Source organism: Mixta sp. BE291, assembly GCF_031457955.1.
Taxonomy (GTDB): Bacteria; Pseudomonadota; Gammaproteobacteria; order Enterobacterales; family Enterobacteriaceae; genus Mixta.
In genome coordinates this window covers 65,690-85,450 of the sequence record NZ_JAVDXN010000004.1, presented here as the reverse complement: position 1 = coordinate 85,450, position 19,761 = coordinate 65,690, and the positions used below count along the sequence as shown (strand labels likewise).

Below are 19,761 nucleotides of genomic sequence, written 5' to 3'. Positions count from 1 at the left end.
ATAATGATGAAGCAAAAGGCAGGCAAAACGGGGTTAATTTGCAGATGCTGTGTTGGGCAGCACGTCAATGAAAGCGATCGCCTGGACGATCGCTCGTTTCACGTTTATTCCACCGCCAGCGGTTTCTCTTCCAACTGCGGCGCATTATCACCCTGCAACGTTTTTACTCGTTGCTCAACTTTCTGTACCGCCTGTGCATCTTTTAGCAGCGTATAGGTCAGTGTAAAGGCCTGACTTTGTCCCGGCTGAAGCTGTTTCACGCGTCCCTGCTCTTTCTCAATGGTGACGGGATAAGCGTAATTCGTGCCTGGCTCAATGCCGGTAACATAGCCCTGCTTCAACGTATCGGTATTTTTCCACAGCGTCAGCAACGGCAGCTGCTGGATATCGAATTCAATGGCCGCCCCCTTATCGCCTTTACTGTTAATCACCGCCGCGACCGTTTTGCCCTGCGCATCCGCCAGCGGCATCAGGTTAAACACCATCTCATCAAAGCCTTTGGTCGGCGCATCGTAGCGGTTCCAGTTTTTCAGCCCCTGTTTTGCGTAATCATTAAAGGGAGAAACGCTTTTCACCGGCGCGATAAAGCGAGCATCTTTCTCCAGTATCGGCGTGCCGAAGTTGCTGTGATAGATGATTTGATAATCCTGCGGATAGTCGCTGTGATTGGTTAGCTCATCATGAACGGTAAAGCTTTCACTGCCCGGAATGTAGCGCAGCTCAGTCCAGGTGCTGAAGTTCGCTTTTTTAAAGGTATGCTCTTTCAACAGGCCGCGAATACGAATCTCATGCGGCGCCTGGTCATCAATCACAATCTCAACGCGCGACGCTGGCGTGTTCCCTGCCTTACCGTGCAGCGTGTAGAGCATGCCATCCTTGTTCACCGGATGGCCGGTCCATTCAAAGCCGCAACGCACCATCATTTCGTTAAAACCATCCAGCCAGCCCAGGCCGTTACGGCTCTCCAGATTGATATAAGCGGGATTGACCACCTCATCGACCGGCGAATCCCAGCCCATACGCACGCCGTGGCCATTAACATGCAACAGATCCATGCCGCGACTTGGGCTAAGGGCGATGGTCAACCCATTTTCGCTACGCAGCGTGATGACTTTTGAACCTTCCTGTTTGCCGCCGTGCAGAACTTTTTGTTCAATGCTGAAGGGCTGACCATCTAGCTTCAGCTGTTGACTGCTGATCGCCCAGTTGCCTTTCTCCATGCCGCTTTCAGAATCCGTCAGCAGCCAGGATTGCGCCAGCACGGGCGTGGAAAACAGCGTCGCGACCGTTATTGCCACCAGAGTTTTTTTCATTGTCTTGTCCTTTAGCTGAATTGATTTAGCCAAACAGCCAGCAGGTTACAAACCACAGCGATGGAAAACAGTGATGACAGTCACCCGCAGAATTTTTCGCCTTGTTTCCGCAAAGAAATGAGATTGTTAACGCATTTTTATAAAGCTTGTTACAGAGACTCGCAGTAAAAGTGTGATCAAAACCAATACTAGCTTGATACGTTTCAGCTACGGCTTAACGGGTTCAGCTGTGATACGGGTCAGGTAAGCTGTTTGCATCGGCATCCGCCTGACGGTAAGGTAGAACCAATCTTGCCCATCACAATTGATTTACAGCTATGAGCTTTTCTCTCTTCGGTGACAAATTTACCCGCCATACCGGCATTGCCCGTTTAATGGAAGATATGGATGAAGGATTACGTACGCCTGGGGCAGTGATGCTTGGCGGCGGCAATCCTGCGCAGATCCCGGCGATGGAGGATTATTTTCATCAGCTGCTGCTACAGATGCATCAGCAAGGAAAGCTAACCGAAGCGTTGTGCAATTACGATGGTCCGCGCGGCAAAGGCCTGCTGCTGGAGGCGTTGGCCACGCTGCTGCGTGAGGAGTTGGGCTGGCAGATTTCGCCAAAGAATATAGCCCTGACCAACGGCAGCCAGAGCGCCTTTTTTTACCTTTTCAATCTGTACGCCGGACGCCGCGCCGACGGCAGCAAAAAACGCGTACTGTTTCCGCTGACGCCAGAATATCTTGGCTATGCTGATGCCGGGCTGGATGACGACCTTTTTGTCGCAGCCCGACCGAATATTGAGCTGCTGCCGGAAGGCCAGTTTAAATATCATGTCGATTTTGATCATCTGTCGATTACCGATGAAATTGGTCTGATTTGCGTGTCACGCCCAACCAATCCTACCGGCAACGTGATTACCGATGAGGAGCTGCTGCATCTGGATATGCTGGCGCAGCAGCATGATATTCCGCTGTTAATCGATAATGCTTATGGCCTGCCTTTTCCCGGCATTATCTTCAGCGAGGCGCGTCCGCTGTGGAACCCTAATATTATTCTTTGTATGAGCCTGTCGAAACTGGGCCTGCCGGGGGCGCGCTGCGGAATAATTGTGGCGGATGAGAAGGTGATTGACGCCATCAGCAACATGAATGGCATTATCAGCCTGGCACCGGGCAGCATTGGCCCGGCTATCGCTACGGAAATGATTCAGCGCGGCGATCTGCTACGGTTGTCGGAAACGGTCATCAAACCCTTCTATCAACAACGCGTGCAGGAAACCATTAGCATTATTCGCCGCTATCTGCCGGAAGATCGCTGCCTGATTCATAAGCCAGAGGGCGCGATCTTCCTCTGGCTGTGGTTTAAAGAATTGCCTATTACCACCGAACTGCTTTATCAGCGCCTGAAACAACGCGGCGTGCTGATGGTGCCGGGTCACTTCTTTTTCCCAGGGCTGGTGCAGGACTGGCCGCATATGCACCAGTGTATGCGCATGAACTATGTACCGGATGGCGAAAAGATTGAGCGGGCGGTCGCTATCCTGGCGGAAGAAATTGACCGCGCCTGGGGCGAACGAGCATAACCGATACGCCAGGCAGCAGCACCGCCGATCGGAACGGCCAACCTGAAGGGGCTTCTGGCCCCTTACGTTTATCGATAACAGAACGGCCAGGCGCTTTGAAGGCAATATCCTTTTCCCTCTCGCCTTTGTCTGGAATAGCAGCCACCTTTCCTGAGCATTCACACTCTCCTTTTGTTCTCTCCATCAGATCTCTCGCTTATGGCTGCAAACTCTGTCTGGTCAACCGTCGGCGATGCGCGTAAGTTAATTAACAATTCGTTAACTATGAATGGCGGGAGAGGGGATGTCCGTAAAAGATCTGTTGCTGGCGCTTTGTGTCATTGTCGCCTGGGGCGTTAACTTTGTTGTGATTAAGGTCGGGCTGCACGATATGCCGCCCTTTCTGCTGGCCGCCCTGCGCTTTGCGCTGGTGGCGCTGCCCGCGATCTTTTTTGTGCGTCCTCCGAAGGTTCCGCTGCGCTGGCTGGCGCTTTATGGGCTCACTATCAGCTTCGGGCAGTTCGCCTTTCTGTTTTTAGCCATCAACCTGGGGATGCCCGCCGGGCTGGCGTCGCTGGTGCTACAGGCACAGGCCTTCTTTACGCTGCTTCTTGGCGCGCTGCTGCTGGCGGAAAAGCTGCGCTGGCACCATATCGCCGGGATTGTGATCGCTTCGGGCGGCATGTTTTTGTTGGCAACCACCGCCCATGGCGTACAGGCCGCCAGCGGCGTAACCATAACCACAATGCTGCTGACGCTGGCCGCCTCACTCTGCTGGGGCATGGGTAATATCACCAACAAAGTAATTATGCGTAACGGCAGCGTACCCGTTATGTCGCTGGTGGTCTGGAGCGCGCTGATCCCCGTCGGGCCATTTTTGCTTTGTTCATGGCTGTTTGAAGGCCAGGCGGCCATCGTTCACAGCCTGGTGCATATCCACCTGCAAACCATCCTGGCGCTGATTTACCTGGCCTTTATCGCCACCGTGCTCGGCTACGGTATCTGGGGATCGCTGCTGAGCCGGTATGAAACCTGGCGCGTGGCGCCGCTTTCGCTGTTGGTGCCGGTGGTGGGTATTCTTAGCGCTGCGCTGCTGCTGGGCGAAACGCTTTCAATGCGTCAGGTTGGCGGTGCCATCGTTATTGTGTTCGGGCTGGTAATTAATGTCTTTGGCGGGCATTTAAAGCGGCCGCGTACCGTACGCGCCTGACATGATTGCACTTAGCAAAACGCAGAGACAATAACGCCGCGTTTCCGCGGCGTCAGGTTTGCTTATTAGCTTAAGATTTCGATACGGCGGGGTTTCATCTCTTCCGGGACAATGCGTTCCAGATCGATATACAGCAGGCCATTTTCCAGACGCGCATCGCGCACGACGATATGGTCAGCCAGCTGGAATTTACGCTCGAAATTACGTTCGGCAATGCCCTGATAAAGATATTTGCGCTCATTCTGTTCTTCAGGATGTGCGCCACGCACGATTAACACATTGTCATGCGCGGTAATATCGAGTTCGCTCTGTGCAAAACCCGCAACGGCAATGGTGATACGGTAATGGTTTTCCGCCACCAGCTCAACGTTGTACGGAGGGTAACCGCCGTTGCTCTGATTCTGGTTAGATTCCAGCATATTAAATAAGCGATCGAAACCGATAGATGAACGATACAGCGGAGAAAGGTCAAAGTTACGCATAAAGCAAAGCTCCTGATTTTCAGCGAGTAATTTAATCGTCGCCTTCCACAATGGACAGGCTATTCGGTCGCGCTGGCAAACCCATTCGGCGGATGCCGCGCTGGCCGTAATAGGAAAATGGGGCTGGTTAAGAGGCTTTCAAGAGGGGTTTTGCGATTTTTTAAAGCAAACACCAGAGAATGTCATACACTCAGGGGAAAATGTCGTCATACATCAGACGTGAGTCACCACAGAGTGATCGGGATATTCCCCGTCGCAGATAATGAATCTCAGCAAGGCAATTCGCTATGGCTGAAGGGATAACAAGATGAAAGCGATAATGAAATACCGTTTGGCAGGGCTTTTGGCCTGTAGCGCATTACTGGGTACTTCTGGCTGCTCCAGCATGATGTCACACACCGGCGCCAGCCAGGGTTATTACCCCGGCACGCGCGCCAGCGCAGAAATGCTAACCGATGATCAAAGCAGCTGGGCGCTAAAGCCGCTGGCGCTGGTTGATCTGCCGTTTTCAGCCGTACTGGATACGCTCCTGCTACCCTGGGACTATATGCGTGCCGACGACAGTCCATCGATCGACTCGCCGCGCGCACGCGTCATAGAAGCAGAAAAGCTGGCGCATACTCAGGAGCACCTGGCGGAAGCCGCGCCGCTGGCAATTAACTCACCGCAACGGTAAAGATCTGCCGATAGCCGTCCAGGTCGCGCATAAAGGCCACCTGGCGGCCATCGGGCGAAAACACCACCGCGTCGCCTGAGGGCGGCGTTTCACTTCGCGGCGTAAGACGTCGCAGCTGCCCGCTTTGCCGTTCGCACAGCATCACGCTGTTATCGCAGATAAACGCCAGCCGATTGCCATCAGGATGCCAGCTAAACGCCGACTGGATATCATGCTCGCTATGCGTAATCTGACGCGGTTCGCCGCCGCAGGTTGGAATGCCCCACAGCTGTACCACACCTTGCTCGTCGCGCATCAGACAGGCAATTTCACTGCCATCCGGCGCGCTGCGCAACCAGTGACGCGGCGTTGTTGCCAGCCCTGGATAGCGGCGCTGGTGGGTAAAGGTCAGGCGGCGTTGCACCACGCCACGCGGCGGCGCAGGCAAACGGGTTTCGCTGCCTTCCAGCGGCGCATCGCCCGGCTGAGCATAATCCTTTAGCGTTTCCGGCAGATCGACAATAAAGACTTCCGGCACCGTGCTGCCATCCACTGCCTGCGTATCGCCAATAAACGCCAGCGCCCAGCGTTGGCGGCTGCCGTCCTCCCGCAGATAGCCCTGCTGACCGATCCAGCCCTCTTCATAGGCGCGATTGATCTCATCGCTGCCAGGCCGCGGTGCGGAGGTCGTATTGCTGACCAGCACGCAAAAATAACTGCCGTCATACTCACGCGGATGCTGTTTCACCGGGCAAACCGCATGCAGCGGTACGGCAACGCCCACGTTACGCAAATCTTCTCGGCGATCCCATTCATGCATCACGTGATCGTTATAGGTAAAGCTGAGACGGCTGCCGTCCGGACTAAAGACATGAACATGCGAGCCGCCGCGCAGCGCGCCCGGCGTAAAGGGCGGTGTGATATCGCAGGCATCAAGGTTTTCCGCTGTACCGTGCTGAATAATCACGCCACGCCGATGGTGAAAATCATAGCGCCAGCTGGCGTCTGGATGCTCCGGCCCATGGATACAAACATAGCGCGGCGGCATATCGGGACTAACGGTCACCACGCCAACGTGCGCGCCATCGCGTGCCTGATAAAGAATCTCCGTCGCGCCGCTTGCTGCGTTAACGCGCTCTATGGTCAGGCCGGTAAAAGAGGCGCCGGAAGGCCGCACATCATACGCCAGCCACTGGCTATCGGCAGTCCAGACGTTGATGTTAGTCAGCTGATGATTACGCGAGGCGAAGGTAAGCTGTTTCATAAGTAAAAAACCTGAAGCGACGAAGTATCGCCTCAGGGTAAAAGATTCGTGCGTAAAAACCTATTGGGAAACCGGGGTAATGAGCGGCTGACCGCTAAACCAGGCGTTAACATTCTCCAGCACCAGCCGCGACATCTCACGACGCGTCTCCCAGGTCGCGCTGGCCATATGCGGCGTAATGACAACGTTATCGCGCTGCTGCAATGCAGCGGGCACGTTCGGTTCGGCGGCAAATACATCCAGCCCCGCACCCGCAATGGCCGCTTTATCCAGCGCGTCGATAAGCGCCGCCTCATCGACCACACTGCCGCGTGAAATATTGATTAGCATGCCCTGCGGCCCCAGCGCGCTGAGAATCGCCTGGTCTATCTTTCCCTGCGTCTGTGCGCCGCCCGGCACGCAGATCATCAGGAAATCGCTCCATTCTGCCAGCGTGCGCAGGTCATCGATAAAACGCCACGGCAGGCTGCTATCCGGCCGCCGGCTGTGATAAGCGATATCCATTTCAAAGCCCTCGGCGCGGCGGGCAATCGCCTGACCGATGCGGCCCATACCGAAAATGCCGAGACGCGCGCCGGAAACCTTACGCGTCCACTGAAAGCCGCCGTCCCGCCACTTCTCCTGTTCGATAAACTTCTGTGCGGCGACAATTTGCCGTGACGTCGCCAGCAGCAGACCGATAGCGAGATCGGCAACGTCATCCGTCAGCACGCCTGGCGTGTGGGTCACGGCCACGCCGTGCTCACGCGCCGCCACCACATCCACGCCATCATAACCGACGCCAAATACGGCAATCAGCTTTAGCGCAGGCAGCGACGCGATGAATTCACGCGTCACGACCGCTTCGCCGTTGGTGATAACCACCGTCACCTCATCAGCGATAGCGGCAATATCGGCCAGTTCGTGCAGATCGTAACGTTCACTCAGCGCGGCGGTGAGCGCATCTGGCAGACTGGCCTGTTTTAATACTTTCTGTTTCATTTTCACTCCTGCGTTAAGAGAGGCGGGAAGCGGTTTGTCCAGCCGGACGCGTCGGACGCGATACCAGCACGCCAATAATGCCGCCGAGTATCAGCGCCACCGCCACAATCAGCAGCCCATAGTGATAGCTATTCGTCATATCTTTGATTTTGCCCAAAAGCGGCGGCAGGCCTAGCCCGACGAAGTTCGCCACCGTATTAATAAAGGCGATAGACGCAGCAGCGGCGACGCCTGCCAGCTTTTCGGTGGTAACGGCCCAGAAAATCGGAGTCAGCGCAAAGTTAAACCCAACGGTTAACACCAGCAGCAGCCAGGCCACCAGCAGATTGCTGGTGTAGATAGCCGCAGCCAGCGATAAACCGGAAAGGATCAGCGGCAGGCCAAGGTGCCAGCTGCGCTCGTTGGTGGTGTCAGAGTGGCGGCCGTTAAGATACATAAATAAACAGGCGGCGATAAAGGGCGCGGCAGAAAGCAGGCTCACGACCAGGTTGCTTTGCTCGCTCGCCATGCTTTTGATAATCAACGGCAAAAACAGCGTGATACCAATAGAGCCGAACGCCTGCAGAAACCAAACCAAACTCAGCAGCAGGACGGTTTTGTTTTTTAGCGCGCTGTACCAGCTATGGTTTTTATCGACTTCCACGCCGGCGTTATCGCGTTCAAGCTGTGCTTTCAGCCATTGTTTTTGGGCGCTGGAAAGCCATGCTGCGTGATCGGGCGTTTGCGGCAGGCGCCACAACACCAAAATCCCCAGCACCACCGCAGGCACGCCTTCAATGGCGAACAACCAGCGCCAGCCCGCGATATCGGCAATGCCGTGCATATTTAACAGCGTGCCGGAAAGCGGCAGGCCGATAATCGACGCCATCACAGAACCCATATAAAAGAAAGACATCGCGCGCGCGCGGTTGCTTTTCGGAAACCAGCAGGAGATGTAATAGATGATGCCCGGCGTAAAACCGGCCTCCGCCATGCCAAGTAAAAAACGCATCACGTAGAGCTGCGTTGGCGTCTGCACCAGGGACATCCCCGCGCTGACGATGCCCCAGGTAATCATGATGCGCGCAATCCAGACGCGCGCGCCTACCTTTGTCATGATCACATTGCTGGGAATTTCAAAAATAATGTAAGAGATATAAAACATCCCTACACCAAGGCCGTACATGCTGGCACTCAGGCCAAGATCGGCGTTCATTTGCAACGCCGCGATAGAGATGTTGGTTTTATCGAGGTTAGCGACGAAGTAGCAGATGATAATAAAAGGAATAATTTTCGCGTTTAGCTGTCGTAACGTTGTAGTGTACAGATCGGTATTCATAGCGGAACCCTCGCGATACCGTTTATAAGCAACTGATTAACGGTTAGTTTTTATCATATTAAGCCGTTACCGTCCGCTGATGCCGGACGGTAACGCACCTGATGCGCTCCGTCGCTTTTCTGTTTCCGGCGGGGCTTAACCCACGCGCTTCACCTCCCCGACCAGCAGGATATAAGAGAGCGCACCAATCAGCGCCACCACGGAGATATAAACCAGCGCCGGGCCGAAACCGTAATCCTGCGCCAGATAGCCAATCACCAGCGGCACGGTGATCCCGCCCAGACCGCCGACAAAATTAAACACGCCGCCGGTCAGGCCGATCAGGCGCATCGGTGCCAACGACGAAACCAGCGACCAGGTAATGGAAGCAAAGCCGTTGCCAAAGAAGGCCACAGCCATCAGCGTCATGATCCAAACCGGATCGTTGGTGTAGTTTGCCGCCATGATGCAGGTAGAGATCAGCAGCCCGCAGATAATCGGCGTTTTGCGCGCCACGCCGAGCGAGCGCCCTTGCCGCACCAGACGGTCTGCCACCCAGCCGGAGAGCAGCACGCCAACGAAGGCGGCGAGGAACGGCACGGTGGTCATAAAGCCCGCCTTGAGCGCGGTGATGCCTTTTTCCTGCGTCAGATAGTTTGGAAACCAGGTCAGGAAGAACCAGAGCGTGGAGGTTACGGCGAACTGGCCGAGGTAAACGCCGATCAGCTTGCGATGGAAAACCAGCTTCCAGTCAGCACGGGAGAGCGGCTGCCGCTCAGCCCTGGTTGCTGGCGCATCGCCATCCACCAGCCCGCCGCCGTCGCGAATGTACTCCAGCTCCGCCTTGCTGAGGCTTTTAGTCAGGCGCGGCGGCTGATAAACCTTCAGCCAGATCAGCGACCAGATAATGCCGATGCCGCCGGTGATGATAAACACCCAGTGCCAGCTGAGTATTTCCTGGATCCAGATCAGCAGAGGCGTAAGAAAGGCCAGCCCGACAAACTGTCCGGAGGTGTAAAAGCCTACCGCCGAAGCGCGCTCCTGCTCTGGAAACCAGCTGGTTACCATGCGGTTGTTGGTGGGAAACGCAGGGGCTTCAAAAATCCCGGTGATAGCACGCAGGCCAATAAGCGACATCAGCCCGCTGGCGAAACCCTGGAATAGCGTGGCAACCGACCAGCCGAAAATAGCGATGAAATAGGTCAGACGCGACCCGACCCGATCGAGGAACCAGCCGCCGGGGATCTGGCAAAGCGTATAAAGCCAGGCGAAGGCGGAAAACACATAGCCCATTTCCGCCTTGCTGATGCCGAACTCCTGCTGAATATGGGCCGAAGCCACCGCCAGATTAGCGCGATCAACGTAACAGATGACGACGGTAATAAAGATCATTACCAGCGTAAGATAGCGCCGACGCCCGCCCTTTGCCGTCGTTAAGGGTATATCCATAATAAACTTTCTCCAGATTTTGGCATGGCGAGGCCAGTCACCATGCCCTGTGGATTACAGAGGGTGTTCAGATATGAATTTTTTTATTTATTAAGCTCAGGCGTTAACTATGTCGCTAGCGTACGGCGACAAATAGATAGTAGCCTCGCTTTTATGCCGCTAAACAGGGTGCGACTTTACCATTCGGCAACCGAGCCATCATCGTGACGCCATAGCGGGTTACGCCAGTCGCTATTATTTTGGCTGCGGGCAATGACCTGCTCCTCGTCAATTTCCACGCCCAGACCCGGCTTCATTAACGGCAGGAAATAACCCCCTTCCATTTTGAAGTCCTCTTTGTTTTTTACAAAGTCGAGCAGCTCAGCGCCCTGGTTATAGTGGATGCCCATACTCTGTTCCTGGAATACGGCATTGCGTGAGACGAAATCAACGTGTAAACAGGCTGCCAGCGCAATCGGCCCCAGCGGACAGTGCGGCGCAAGCCCGACGTCATAGGCTTCCGCCATCGCCGCGATTTTATAGCACTCGGTGATACCGCCTGCATGCGACAAATCGGGCTGCAGAATAGCCAGGCCGCCCGCTTCCAGTACGCGCTTAAACTCGAAGCGCGAGAACATGCGCTCGCCCGCAGCGATAGGAATAGAGGTTTGCGCCGCCAGCCGTGGATAATATTCCGCCTGCTCCGCCAGCACCGGCTCTTCAATAAATAACGGACGATAGGGTTCCAGCTCTTTAATTAATATTTTTGCCATCGGCGCGCTGACGCGACCGTGAAAATCAAGCCCGAATTCGATATCCATGCCGAAGGCTTCACGAATCTGCGCAACGGTATTTACCGCCGCATCGACTTTGCGTGCGTTATCAATAACGCCCAGCTCTTCGCAGCCGTTTAATTTAAAGGTGTCGAAGCCAATCTTGCGCAGCGTCTGAATACCATCAATGACTTCTGCGGGGCGATCGCCGCCAACCCAGCTATACGCTTTGATTTTGTCTCGTACCAGGCCGCCCATTAACTGCCAGACCGGCGCATTTAATACTTTTCCTTTAATATCCCACAGCGCCTGATCGATACCGGCGATCGCGCTCATTAAGATCGGACCGCCGCGATAAAAGCCGCCGCGATACATCACCTGCCAGAGATCGTTGATGCGGGACGGGTCCTGACCAATCAGGTATTCGCTTAATTCGTGCACCGCCGCCTCAACCGTGCGGGCGCGTCCTTCGATCACCGGTTCGCCCCAGCCGACCACGCCCTCATCGGTTTCGATCTTGAGAAACATCCAGCGAGGAGGTAAACGCCAGGTGGTGATTTTGGTTATTTTCATTGCACGGCCTCTTGATATGCTTTAACGAATGCTTGCGCCTGTTCAACAGTGCGTTTTAACGGCTGCCCGGCACGGTATAAATCGCTACCCAGTCCGGCGCCGATACAGCCCGCCTTCAGCCACTGCGCCAGATTGTCAGGCGTCACGCCGCCCACGGCGAAAACCGGGATTTCCGGCGGCAACACCGCTTTCAGCGCCTTGATGTAATCGGGCCCAAAGGCGGAGGAAGGGAAGATTTTCAGCGCCTGCGCGCCCGCCTCAATGGCGTTAAACGCCTCTGTCGCCGTGGCGCAGCCGGGGCAAACGCTCATGCCGTAATTTACCGCGCGCCGGATAAGCTCCGGCTGGATATTCGGGGTGACGATAAGTTTGCAACCCATCTCCGCCAGCTCATCGACCTGTTCCGGTTTGAGCACAGTCCCTGCGCCAATCAACGCCTGGTTACCAAACGCCTTCACCATCGCCGGAATGCTGGTGCGCCATTCCGGCGAGTTAAGCGGGATTTCTACGGCTTCAAACCCGGCCGTAATTACCGCCTCGACGTGCTCGTACGCCTCTGCTGGCGTAATGCCGCGCAGGATAGCGATAAGCGGAAGTCTATTTTGCCACTGCATGAATGATGCTCCTTATACCTGCCTGAAATGCGGTATCGCCTTCCAGCACCTGTGCGCTGATGTTTAGTGCGCTGAGCGCCTGTTGGTAACGTTCAGCAAGCGCCTGGCTGGCGACAATGGTGATAGGTTGCTGTGCGTCTGGCCGCCACTGGCGCACCATGCTGGCCACTTCGTTGCCAATCAGCAGCCCGGAGAGATATTCACTGACCTGCTCGCGCGGTAGCTCGCCGAGTACGTGGGCGGCACGCACCTCAAACAACCGGGCCAGCGGCGCATCGGTTTCCAGCCCCTGCGTCAGTCCGGCGCGAAAAGCTTCAGCGCTTGCCTGCTGGGCGGGCAGTCCGGCACCGACTAATGAATGCGTCAACAGCAGATGATGCAGTTCACCGGTCATAACGGTACGGAAATCAGAGACCTGCTCACTATCGGCGCGTACCCATTTGCAGTGGGTGCCGGGCATGACATAGAGCGGCGCAGGCTTGAGCGCCCGCGCGCCAAGCAGCTGCGTCTCTTCGCCGCGCATCACGTTACGGTTGTTTTCCTGCTGTACGCAGAGGCCTGGGATAATAAAAACATTGGGTGCCGCCACAGTGAGCTGTTGACCAAAATCGCTGAAGCGAGCCGGACAGGGCAAATAAGGCGCGGTTTTCCAGCCAGCGTTGCTGCCAACCATCCCGGCCATCATCACCGGCGTCGCCGCGTTGCGCCAGCCCTGGGTAACCTCCGCTAACACCGCTTCGGGGGATCGGCCGTTAAGACGGGTGACGCCCGCCTCCGATTTCCGGCTCTCCTGACACTCGCCATCCTGAAAAAGCCAGGCGCGCAGATTGGTCGAACCCCAGTCGATAGCGATATAGCGTGATGTCATGTGATTTCCTTGAGTCTTTGGGTAGAGCTGGCGATCATCGTAAGCGCCGCCTGCTCCGCCGCCTGGCTGTCCTGGTGCCGTATCGCATCGTACAGCGCCTTATGTTCCCGCAGGGTTTTTGGCATATTGGCCTCGTCACCCATCCAGGTTCGTTCAAATACTGCGCGTTGCAAAGAGCTAATCGCCACGCTCAGCTGCTGCAGCAGAGGATTATGTACCGAGGCCAGCACCGCTTCGTGATAACGGATATCCGCTTCGTTGAAGGCCTCACGGTTCTGGTTGTTGGCGATCATGTCATTAAGCGCTAATTCAATCTGCGCAAGGTCGCTGGAGGTGGCGCGCTCCGCGGCCCAGCGCGCGATAGCTGGCTCAACCAGGTTACGCACTTCGCTCATGGCGGCGATAAGTCGCGGATCGTCGTCATGCTCCAGCACCCACTGCAACACCTCGGTATCCAGGTAATTCCACTGGTTACGCGGTGCGACAAAGGCCCCGCGATAACGCTTCATTTCAATCAACCGCTTCGCCATCAGCGAACGGAACACTTCACGAATGATATTGCGTGAGGTAGCGAACTCTTCGCACAGTTCAGCCTCCGCCGGAAGCGCCGCGCCAGGCACATATTTGCCGCTGATAATCTGGCGGCCCAGCGTAACGATAATGCGATCGGTTTTTGTGAGGGTCATGGTGCATCCTTATCCAAAGGGGTCATGCTCTCTACTTTACCGTGACTGTACTTTTTCGCCTCTGTTTTGCAGTACAAGCGCAATGCGTTACTGCGTGCAACGGGTGCTACTGTAGTACAATAAATATATGTTGTACTACAATCCTGATCACAAAAACGGCAGAAGATAAAAGAAGAGTGGTGATAGCAAAAAGGCGAGAAAAGGAGCAGTTAACGGAATTTGGCGCAGCAAAAAGGCCATCAGCGTGCAGACTGATGGCCTTTTTGCTACCGGGAGCGTAAGCGCGTTTAGCGCAGTACAAATTTCTCAATAGCGTGTGCTACGCCATCTTCTGCGTTGGTTTTGGTGACGAACTGACTGATGGCGATCACGGAATCAATGGCGTTACCCATCGCCACGCCGGTGCCCGCATACTCAATCATGGCCAGGTCGTTTTCCTGATCGCCAATCGCCATCACTTCATCTCGCGCCAGCTTGAGCTGCTGCGCCAGCGCATGCACGCCGGTGCCTTTATTGACCTGCGGATGAAGGATTTCGAGATAAAAAGGCGCGCTTTTCATCACGGTGTAATGCTGCTTCACTTCCTGCGGCAGGCGGGCAATCGCCGCGTCCAGCCGTTCGGGATGATCGATCATCATCAGTTTCGGGAAGGTCAGCGAACGATCCATCTCTTCTACCGCGCGATAGCGTACCGGGATGCCGGTCAGGTAAGCCTCATGAATGGTATATTCGCTGATGTCTTTGTTCGGGGTATAGAGCGACGATTTATCCAGCGCCTGAAAATGAACGCCCAGTTCGCGCGCCAGCAGTTCCAGTTTCAGATAATCATCAAACGCGAGGGTGGTTTCCGCCACGCAGTCGCCGTTGACTGCCCGCTGCACCAGCGCACCGTTGTTGGTAATGCAATACTGGCCTTCCTGTTGCAAATCCAGTTCCATCAGGTAACGTTCCACACCGATATAAGGACGTCCGGTGGTGAGTACGATATGCACGCCCTGGTCACGTGCCTGGCCAATGGCCTGCTTAACGCGCGGCGAAATCTGGTGTTGGGGATTAAGCAGCGTACCGTCCATATCAATCGCAATTAATTTTATCGCCATAACGTCCTCTTGGTTTCTGGTTTGTTTTCATGCTAGCGCGATCCCACCCGCAATGACCAGTATGACGCAAACTTATGGCAGTTCAGATAAAAAAAACGCCAGTCACGATGACTGGCGTTAGGCAGCAGATAAACCCTGAAGCGATTAGATATCGATATTGGCGGCTTTCAGGGCGTTCTCTTCGATAAAGGCGCGACGCGGTTCTACCGCATCGCCCATCAGCGTGGTAAACAGCTGATCGGCGGCAATCGCATCTTTAATGGTGACGCGCAGCATACGGCGGCTATCCGGATCCATCGTGGTTTCCCACAGCTGTTCCGGGTTCATCTCGCCCAGACCTTTATAGCGCTGTACCGCCAGGCCGCGACGTGACTCTTTCACCAGCCACTCCAGCGCCTGCTCGAAGCTTTCTACCGGCTGACGGCGTTCGCCGCGCTCGATATAAGCATCTTCTTCCAGCAGCCCGCGCAGTTTAACGCCCAGCGTACAAATTTTGCGGTATTCCGGCCCCTGAATAAATTCGCTATCCAGCGGATAGTTAGTATCCACGCCGTGCGTACGCACGCGCAGCACCGGCTCGAAAATATTCAGCTCGCGGTTTTCACGCACGCTGGCAACGTAGGTGCTGCCGTGCACCTCTTTTTCATTCAGCGAGGTAACCAGCGTCTCGATCCACTCGGTAACCGCCTGTTGGTTATCCAGGCTTTCCAGCGTCGGATGGTAAACCAGCGCCTTAAGCAGCGCCATCGGGAAGCGACGTTCCATACGCTTGATCATGCGCTGCGTGCTGTTGTACTCGGAAACCAGGCTTTCCAGCGGCTCGCCGCCCAGCGCCGGTGCGCTGGCATTGGTGTGCAGCGTCGCGCCATCCAGCGCGATAGCGATTTGATACTGATCCATCGCTTCATCATCTTTGATGTACTGCTCCTGCTTGCCTTTTTTCACCTTGTACAGCGGCGGCTGCGCGATATAGACGTGGCCGCGCTCGATGATTTCCGGCATCTGACGATAGAAGAAGGTCAACAGCAGCGTACGAATGTGCGAGCCGTCGACGTCCGCATCGGTCATGATGATGATGCTGTGATAACGCAGCTTGTCCGGGTTGTATTCGTCACGGCCAATGCCGCAGCCCAGCGCGGTGATCAGCGTGGCGACTTCCTGTGACGCGAGCATCTTATCGAAGCGCGCTTTCTCTACGTTGAGGATTTTACCCTTCAGCGGCAGAATCGCCTGATTCTTACGGTTACGCCCCTGCTTGGCGGAGCCGCCTGCGGAGTCACCCTCCACCAGGTAGATCTCAGAGTGGGCCGGATCGCGTTCCTGACAGTCAGCCAGTTTGCCCGGCAGGCCAGCGAGGTCCAGCGCGCCTTTACGGCGGGTCATCTCACGCGCACGACGTGCAGCTTCGCGCGCGCGCGCCGCGTCGATAATCTTGCCCACGACGATTTTCGCATCGGATGGGTTTTCCAGCAGGTATTCCGCCAGCAGTTCGTTCATCTGCGATTCAACCGCCGATTTCACCTCAGAAGAGACCAGTTTATCTTTGGTCTGTGAGGAGAATTTCGGATCCGGCACCTTCACGGAAACCACCGCAATCAGGCCTTCACGCGCATCGTCGCCGGTGGCGCTGACTTTCGCTTTTTTGCTGTAGCCTTCTTTATCCATATAGGCGTTCAGCGTACGCGTCATCGCCGCGCGGAAGCCCGCCAGGTGCGTGCCGCCGTCGCGCTGCGGAATGTTGTTGGTGAAGCAGTAGATGTTTTCCTGGAAACCATCGTTCCACTGCAGCGCCACTTCCACGCCAATGCCATCTTTCTCGGTAGAGAAGTAAAAGACGTTCGGATGGATCGGGGTTTTGTTCTTGTTCAGGTACTCAACGAACGCTTTGATGCCGCCTTCGTAATGGTAGTGATCGCTTTTGTCGGTGCGCTTATCTTCCAGGCGGATAGAAACGCCGGAGTTCAGGAACGACAGCTCGCGCAGACGCTTGGCGAGGATTTCATATTCGAAATCCACCACGTTGGTAAAGGTTTGATGGCTGGGCCAGAAACGCACGCGCGTACCGGTCAGATCGGTTTCGCCCGTGGTCGCCAGCGGCGACTGCGGCACGCCATGCACATAGGTCTGCTGATGCACTTTGCCTTCGCGACGGATCGTCAGCTCCAGCTTTTCAGACAGCGCATTCACCACCGAAACGCCCACGCCATGCAGGCCGCCGGAAACTTTGTAGGAGTTGTCATCAAACTTACCGCCTGCGTGCAGTACGGTCATGATCACTTCCGCCGCCGAAACGCCTTCCTCCGGGTGGATACCGGTAGGAATACCACGGCCATCATCCTGCACCGATACGGAATTATCAGCGTGGATGGTAACAACGATCTCTTTACAGTGGCCTGCGAGCGCTTCGTCGATGGCGTTATCCACGACCTCGAATACCATGTGATGCAGACCGGTGCCGTCATCCGTATCGCCGATATACATTCCCGGGCGTTTGCGTACCGCATCAAGCCCTTTCAGGACTTTGATACTTGAGGAGTCATAAGAATTCGACATCAACGTTTCTCGCTCATTTAATCTTCAGGTTGAACCGCTATTTTACCCTGTTCTACGCGGAACATCTTGCCCTTTTCGTCAGTCATATCGGTGACATGATCGGCACCAATGGCGCTGACAAAAACCTGGGCATGCGTGGCTTTAAGCCGGTCCGCCAGCAGGCGGCGACGGCTCTCATCCAGCTCGGAGGCAAAATCATCGATCAGGTAAAGGCAGCGGCGTCCGTTTTGCCGGGTAAGAAACTCACCCTGGGCCAGACGCAGCGCGCACATCAGTAGTTTCAGCTGTCCGCGAGACAGTAAATCTTCGACCGGCGTCCCTTCGGCGCGAATCCGAAAATCGGCTTTGTGGGGGCCGCTGGCGGTATAGGTCAGCGCCCGGTCGCGCTCAAACTGCCGCTTCAGCAGTTCGGCGTAGTCACTCTCTTTATCCCAGCCGCGCTGAAAAGAGAAATCCAGCGCGAACTCCGGTAAAAACTGGCTACAGGTGGCGGTAATATCCGCCGCGATGGCCGTGCTGTACTCCGCACGCCAGCGGCTAATCTGCTCCGCCAGCGGTGCCAGCTCACGATCCCAGGGTTCGATTTGCTGGTAACGCGATACCTGACGCAGCGCGGCGTTGCGCTGCTTTAACAGACGCTTCAGGTTACTCCACGCCAGGAAAAAGCCGGGCGTGTTGTGAAAGCAGCCCCAGTCAACATAGGCGCGGCGGTATTTCGGCCCGCCGTTCAGCAGCGTAAAGCCTTCCGGCGTAATCAGCTGCATCGGCAGTAGCTGCGCCAGCTCCGCGACCTTATGACCATCGCTGCCGTCAATGCGCACTTTGCTGTCGCCCACGCGATTTTTTGTCAGGCCCACCGCCGTTTCCCGCTCGCTGCCGTCAATCCGGCCATGCAGAACAAATGCCTCCTGCTCATGACGAATCACGCGGCCCGCCTGCAAGCTACGAAAGGCGCGTCCGTGGCCCAGCGTGTAGATGGCTTCCAGCACGCTGGTTTTACCGCTGCCGTTCGCGCCAATCAGAAAATTGAAGCCCGGCGCCAGCGCCAGGTCAGCTTGTTCGATATTACGGAAGTCTTTAATCAGCAGGCGGGTTAAAGCCATGAAATAATCCAAAGAGATGGAGTGACAGCAGGCGCCTTATTTCAAGGCTGACTTGTCATCAGAATATGGGGGTGAACCGGCATTTTACAAGGGCGGAACCCGCATTGGCAGCGGCAAAAACAGCGCCAGAGCCGATGAGCCCAGCCTGCTTTTGCTGTGCCTGAACCAACCTGATGCGCTGGAGCCACTGCGCCAGCGCATCAACTTGCTAGAGGCGCATCGGCATCACCACGTAAGCGGCGCTTTGGCTGGCCTCATCCTCAATCTGTACGCTGGAGACGGAATCCGTCAGCAGCAGACGCACGTTTTCGCATTTCAACGCGTTCAGCACGTCCAGTACATAGCTGACGTTAAAGCCGATTTCCAAATCGCTGCCGCCGTAGGTGACGTCCAGGATCTCTTCCGCTTCTTCCTGTTCCGGGTTGTTGGCCGTGATTTTCAGCTGGTTTTGGCTGATATAAAGGCGTACACCGCGGAATTTTTCATTGGATAAGATCGCGGCGCGGGCAAACGCCTGCTTCAGCAGATCGCAGCCCGCTTCCAGCGTTTTGTCCGGGTTCTTCGGCAGCACGCGGCGATAGTCCGGGAAACGACCATCCACCAGCTTGGAGGTAAAGATATAGTCGCCGACGTGCGCACGAATATTGCTGCTGCCGATCCGCACCTGCAGCGGCGTATCGCCACCGTCCAGCAGGCGTAACAGCTCAGACACCCCTTTACGCGGCACGATCACCGAATGGTTCGGCAACGACTGACCAACCGGCATTGAACAGACCGCCAGGCGGTGACCGTCGGTAGCCACGGTACGCAACTCTTCCCCTTCGGTTTCAAACAGCATGCCGTTAAGGTAGTAACGGACATCCTGATGCGCCATGGAGAACTGCGTTGCTTCGATCAGACGTTTCAGCGTCGCCTGCGGCAAGGTGAATTCAACGTCACTTTGCCAGTCATCAAGGTTCGGGAAGTCGCTGGCGGGCAGGGTAGAGAGCGAGAAACGGCTGCGTCCTGAGCGCACCAGCATCCTGTCGCCTTCCAGCACCACGCTGATTTCCGCGCCTTCCGGCAGGCCACGGCAAATATCCAAAAACTTACGCGCCGGTACGGTGGTCGCGCCCGGCTCGTGCGGCTGCGTTAAGGCTACGCGCGCCACCATTTCCATTTCTAAATCCGTTCCGGTCAGCGCCAGGCTGCCCTCATTCACCTGCAGCAGCAGGTTGCCAAGGATGGGCAGCGTCGGACGGCCGCCTAACGGACCGCTCACCTGCTGTAGCGGTTTAAGTAATTGCTCGCGTTCTACAATAAATTTCATAG

The 19,761-nt window shown here is 55.8% G+C and carries 16 protein-coding genes and 1 pseudogene; 3 read left to right on the top strand and 14 right to left on the bottom strand.

Features of this window, described 5'->3' with window-relative positions:
- Positions 1-104: 104 nt before the first annotated feature.
- Positions 105-1,313 (bottom strand): aldose 1-epimerase family protein, encoded by a 1,209-nt coding sequence (locus tag J2X14_RS10520; RefSeq protein ID WP_352411165.1) that lies wholly within the window; start codon positions 1,311-1,313, stop codon positions 105-107.
- Between the two features lie 317 nt (positions 1,314-1,630).
- Here J2X14_RS10520 and J2X14_RS10515 point away from each other — a divergent pair, with 317 nt between their 5' ends.
- Together J2X14_RS10515 and J2X14_RS10510 are read left to right on the top strand one after the other, a co-directional pair.
- Entirely contained in the window at positions 1,631-2,884 is a 1,254-nt protein-coding gene (locus J2X14_RS10515) for a valine--pyruvate transaminase (RefSeq protein WP_352411164.1), read from the top strand.
- Positions 2,885-3,167: 283 nt separating this feature from the next.
- Positions 3,168-4,073 carry an EamA family transporter gene (locus J2X14_RS10510; protein WP_352411163.1) on the top strand — a complete coding sequence of 302 codons (906 nt, stop codon included), beginning with the start codon at positions 3,168-3,170 and terminating at the stop codon, positions 4,071-4,073.
- A gap of 65 nt (positions 4,074-4,138) precedes the next feature.
- Here J2X14_RS10510 and ibpA read toward each other — a convergent pair whose 3' ends face one another.
- Positions 4,139-4,555 carry a small heat shock chaperone IbpA gene (gene ibpA / locus J2X14_RS10505; RefSeq protein WP_352411162.1) on the bottom strand — a complete coding sequence of 139 codons (417 nt, stop codon included), beginning with the start codon at positions 4,553-4,555 and terminating at the stop codon, positions 4,139-4,141.
- Positions 4,556-4,862: 307 nt separating this feature from the next.
- Between ibpA and J2X14_RS10500 the strand changes: the two genes are divergently transcribed.
- The gene (locus J2X14_RS10500; RefSeq protein WP_352411161.1) at positions 4,863-5,231 is read left to right on the top strand and encodes a YceK/YidQ family lipoprotein; all 369 of its coding nucleotides are present in this window, start codon (positions 4,863-4,865) and stop codon (positions 5,229-5,231) included.
- Here J2X14_RS10500 and J2X14_RS10495 read toward each other — a convergent pair.
- From J2X14_RS10495 to dnaN, 12 genes and pseudogenes are all read right to left on the bottom strand, one after another.
- A complete protein-coding gene (locus J2X14_RS10495) occupies positions 5,212-6,474 on the bottom strand; it encodes a YidR family protein (RefSeq protein WP_352411160.1) in 1,263 nt (420 codons plus the stop codon). The two genes, J2X14_RS10500 and J2X14_RS10495, sit on opposite strands and share 20 nt — an antisense overlap.
- A 60-nt stretch (positions 6,475-6,534) precedes the next feature.
- The gene (locus tag J2X14_RS10490) at positions 6,535-7,455 is read right to left on the bottom strand and encodes a 2-hydroxyacid dehydrogenase (RefSeq protein WP_352411159.1); all 921 of its coding nucleotides are present in this window, start codon (positions 7,453-7,455) and stop codon (positions 6,535-6,537) included.
- Between the two features lie 13 nt (positions 7,456-7,468).
- Positions 7,469-8,773, bottom strand: a complete 1,305-nt coding sequence (locus tag J2X14_RS10485; protein ID WP_352411158.1) for an MFS transporter — start codon at positions 8,771-8,773, stop codon at positions 7,469-7,471.
- Between the two features lie 135 nt (positions 8,774-8,908).
- A pseudogene (locus tag J2X14_RS10480) lies at positions 8,909-10,245 on the bottom strand (MFS transporter).
- A 132-nt stretch (positions 10,246-10,377) separates the two neighbouring features.
- Entirely contained in the window at positions 10,378-11,526 is a 1,149-nt protein-coding gene (gene dgoD, locus J2X14_RS10475; RefSeq protein WP_352411157.1) for a galactonate dehydratase, read from the bottom strand.
- Complete coding sequence (locus J2X14_RS10470; RefSeq protein ID WP_352411156.1) at positions 11,523-12,140, bottom strand: 2-dehydro-3-deoxy-6-phosphogalactonate aldolase; 618 nt, start codon at positions 12,138-12,140, stop codon at positions 11,523-11,525. Before J2X14_RS10470 ends, dgoD begins: the two co-directional genes overlap by 4 nt.
- The gene (locus tag J2X14_RS10465; RefSeq protein ID WP_352411155.1) at positions 12,124-13,008 is read right to left on the bottom strand and encodes a 2-dehydro-3-deoxygalactonokinase; all 885 of its coding nucleotides are present in this window, start codon (positions 13,006-13,008) and stop codon (positions 12,124-12,126) included. Before J2X14_RS10465 ends, J2X14_RS10470 begins: the two co-directional genes overlap by 17 nt.
- On the bottom strand, positions 13,005-13,694 hold the full coding sequence (dgoR, locus tag J2X14_RS10460; protein WP_352411154.1) for a D-galactonate utilization transcriptional regulator DgoR: 690 nt from the start codon (positions 13,692-13,694) through the stop codon (positions 13,005-13,007). Before dgoR ends, J2X14_RS10465 begins: the two co-directional genes overlap by 4 nt.
- 287 nt (positions 13,695-13,981) lie before the next feature.
- Entirely contained in the window at positions 13,982-14,794 is an 813-nt protein-coding gene (yidA, locus tag J2X14_RS10455; RefSeq protein WP_352411153.1) for a sugar-phosphatase, read from the bottom strand.
- A 144-nt stretch (positions 14,795-14,938) separates the two neighbouring features.
- Complete coding sequence (gene gyrB / locus J2X14_RS10450) at positions 14,939-17,347, bottom strand: DNA topoisomerase (ATP-hydrolyzing) subunit B (RefSeq protein WP_352411152.1); 2,409 nt, start codon at positions 17,345-17,347, stop codon at positions 14,939-14,941.
- A gap of 17 nt (positions 17,348-17,364) precedes the next feature.
- On the bottom strand, positions 17,365-18,450 hold the full coding sequence (gene recF / locus J2X14_RS10445; protein ID WP_352411151.1) for a DNA replication/repair protein RecF: 1,086 nt from the start codon (positions 18,448-18,450) through the stop codon (positions 17,365-17,367).
- Positions 18,451-18,658: 208 nt separating this feature from the next.
- The gene (gene dnaN, locus J2X14_RS10440; protein ID WP_352411150.1) at positions 18,659-19,759 is read right to left on the bottom strand and encodes a DNA polymerase III subunit beta; all 1,101 of its coding nucleotides are present in this window, start codon (positions 19,757-19,759) and stop codon (positions 18,659-18,661) included.
- Positions 19,760-19,761 lie beyond the last annotated feature (2 nt).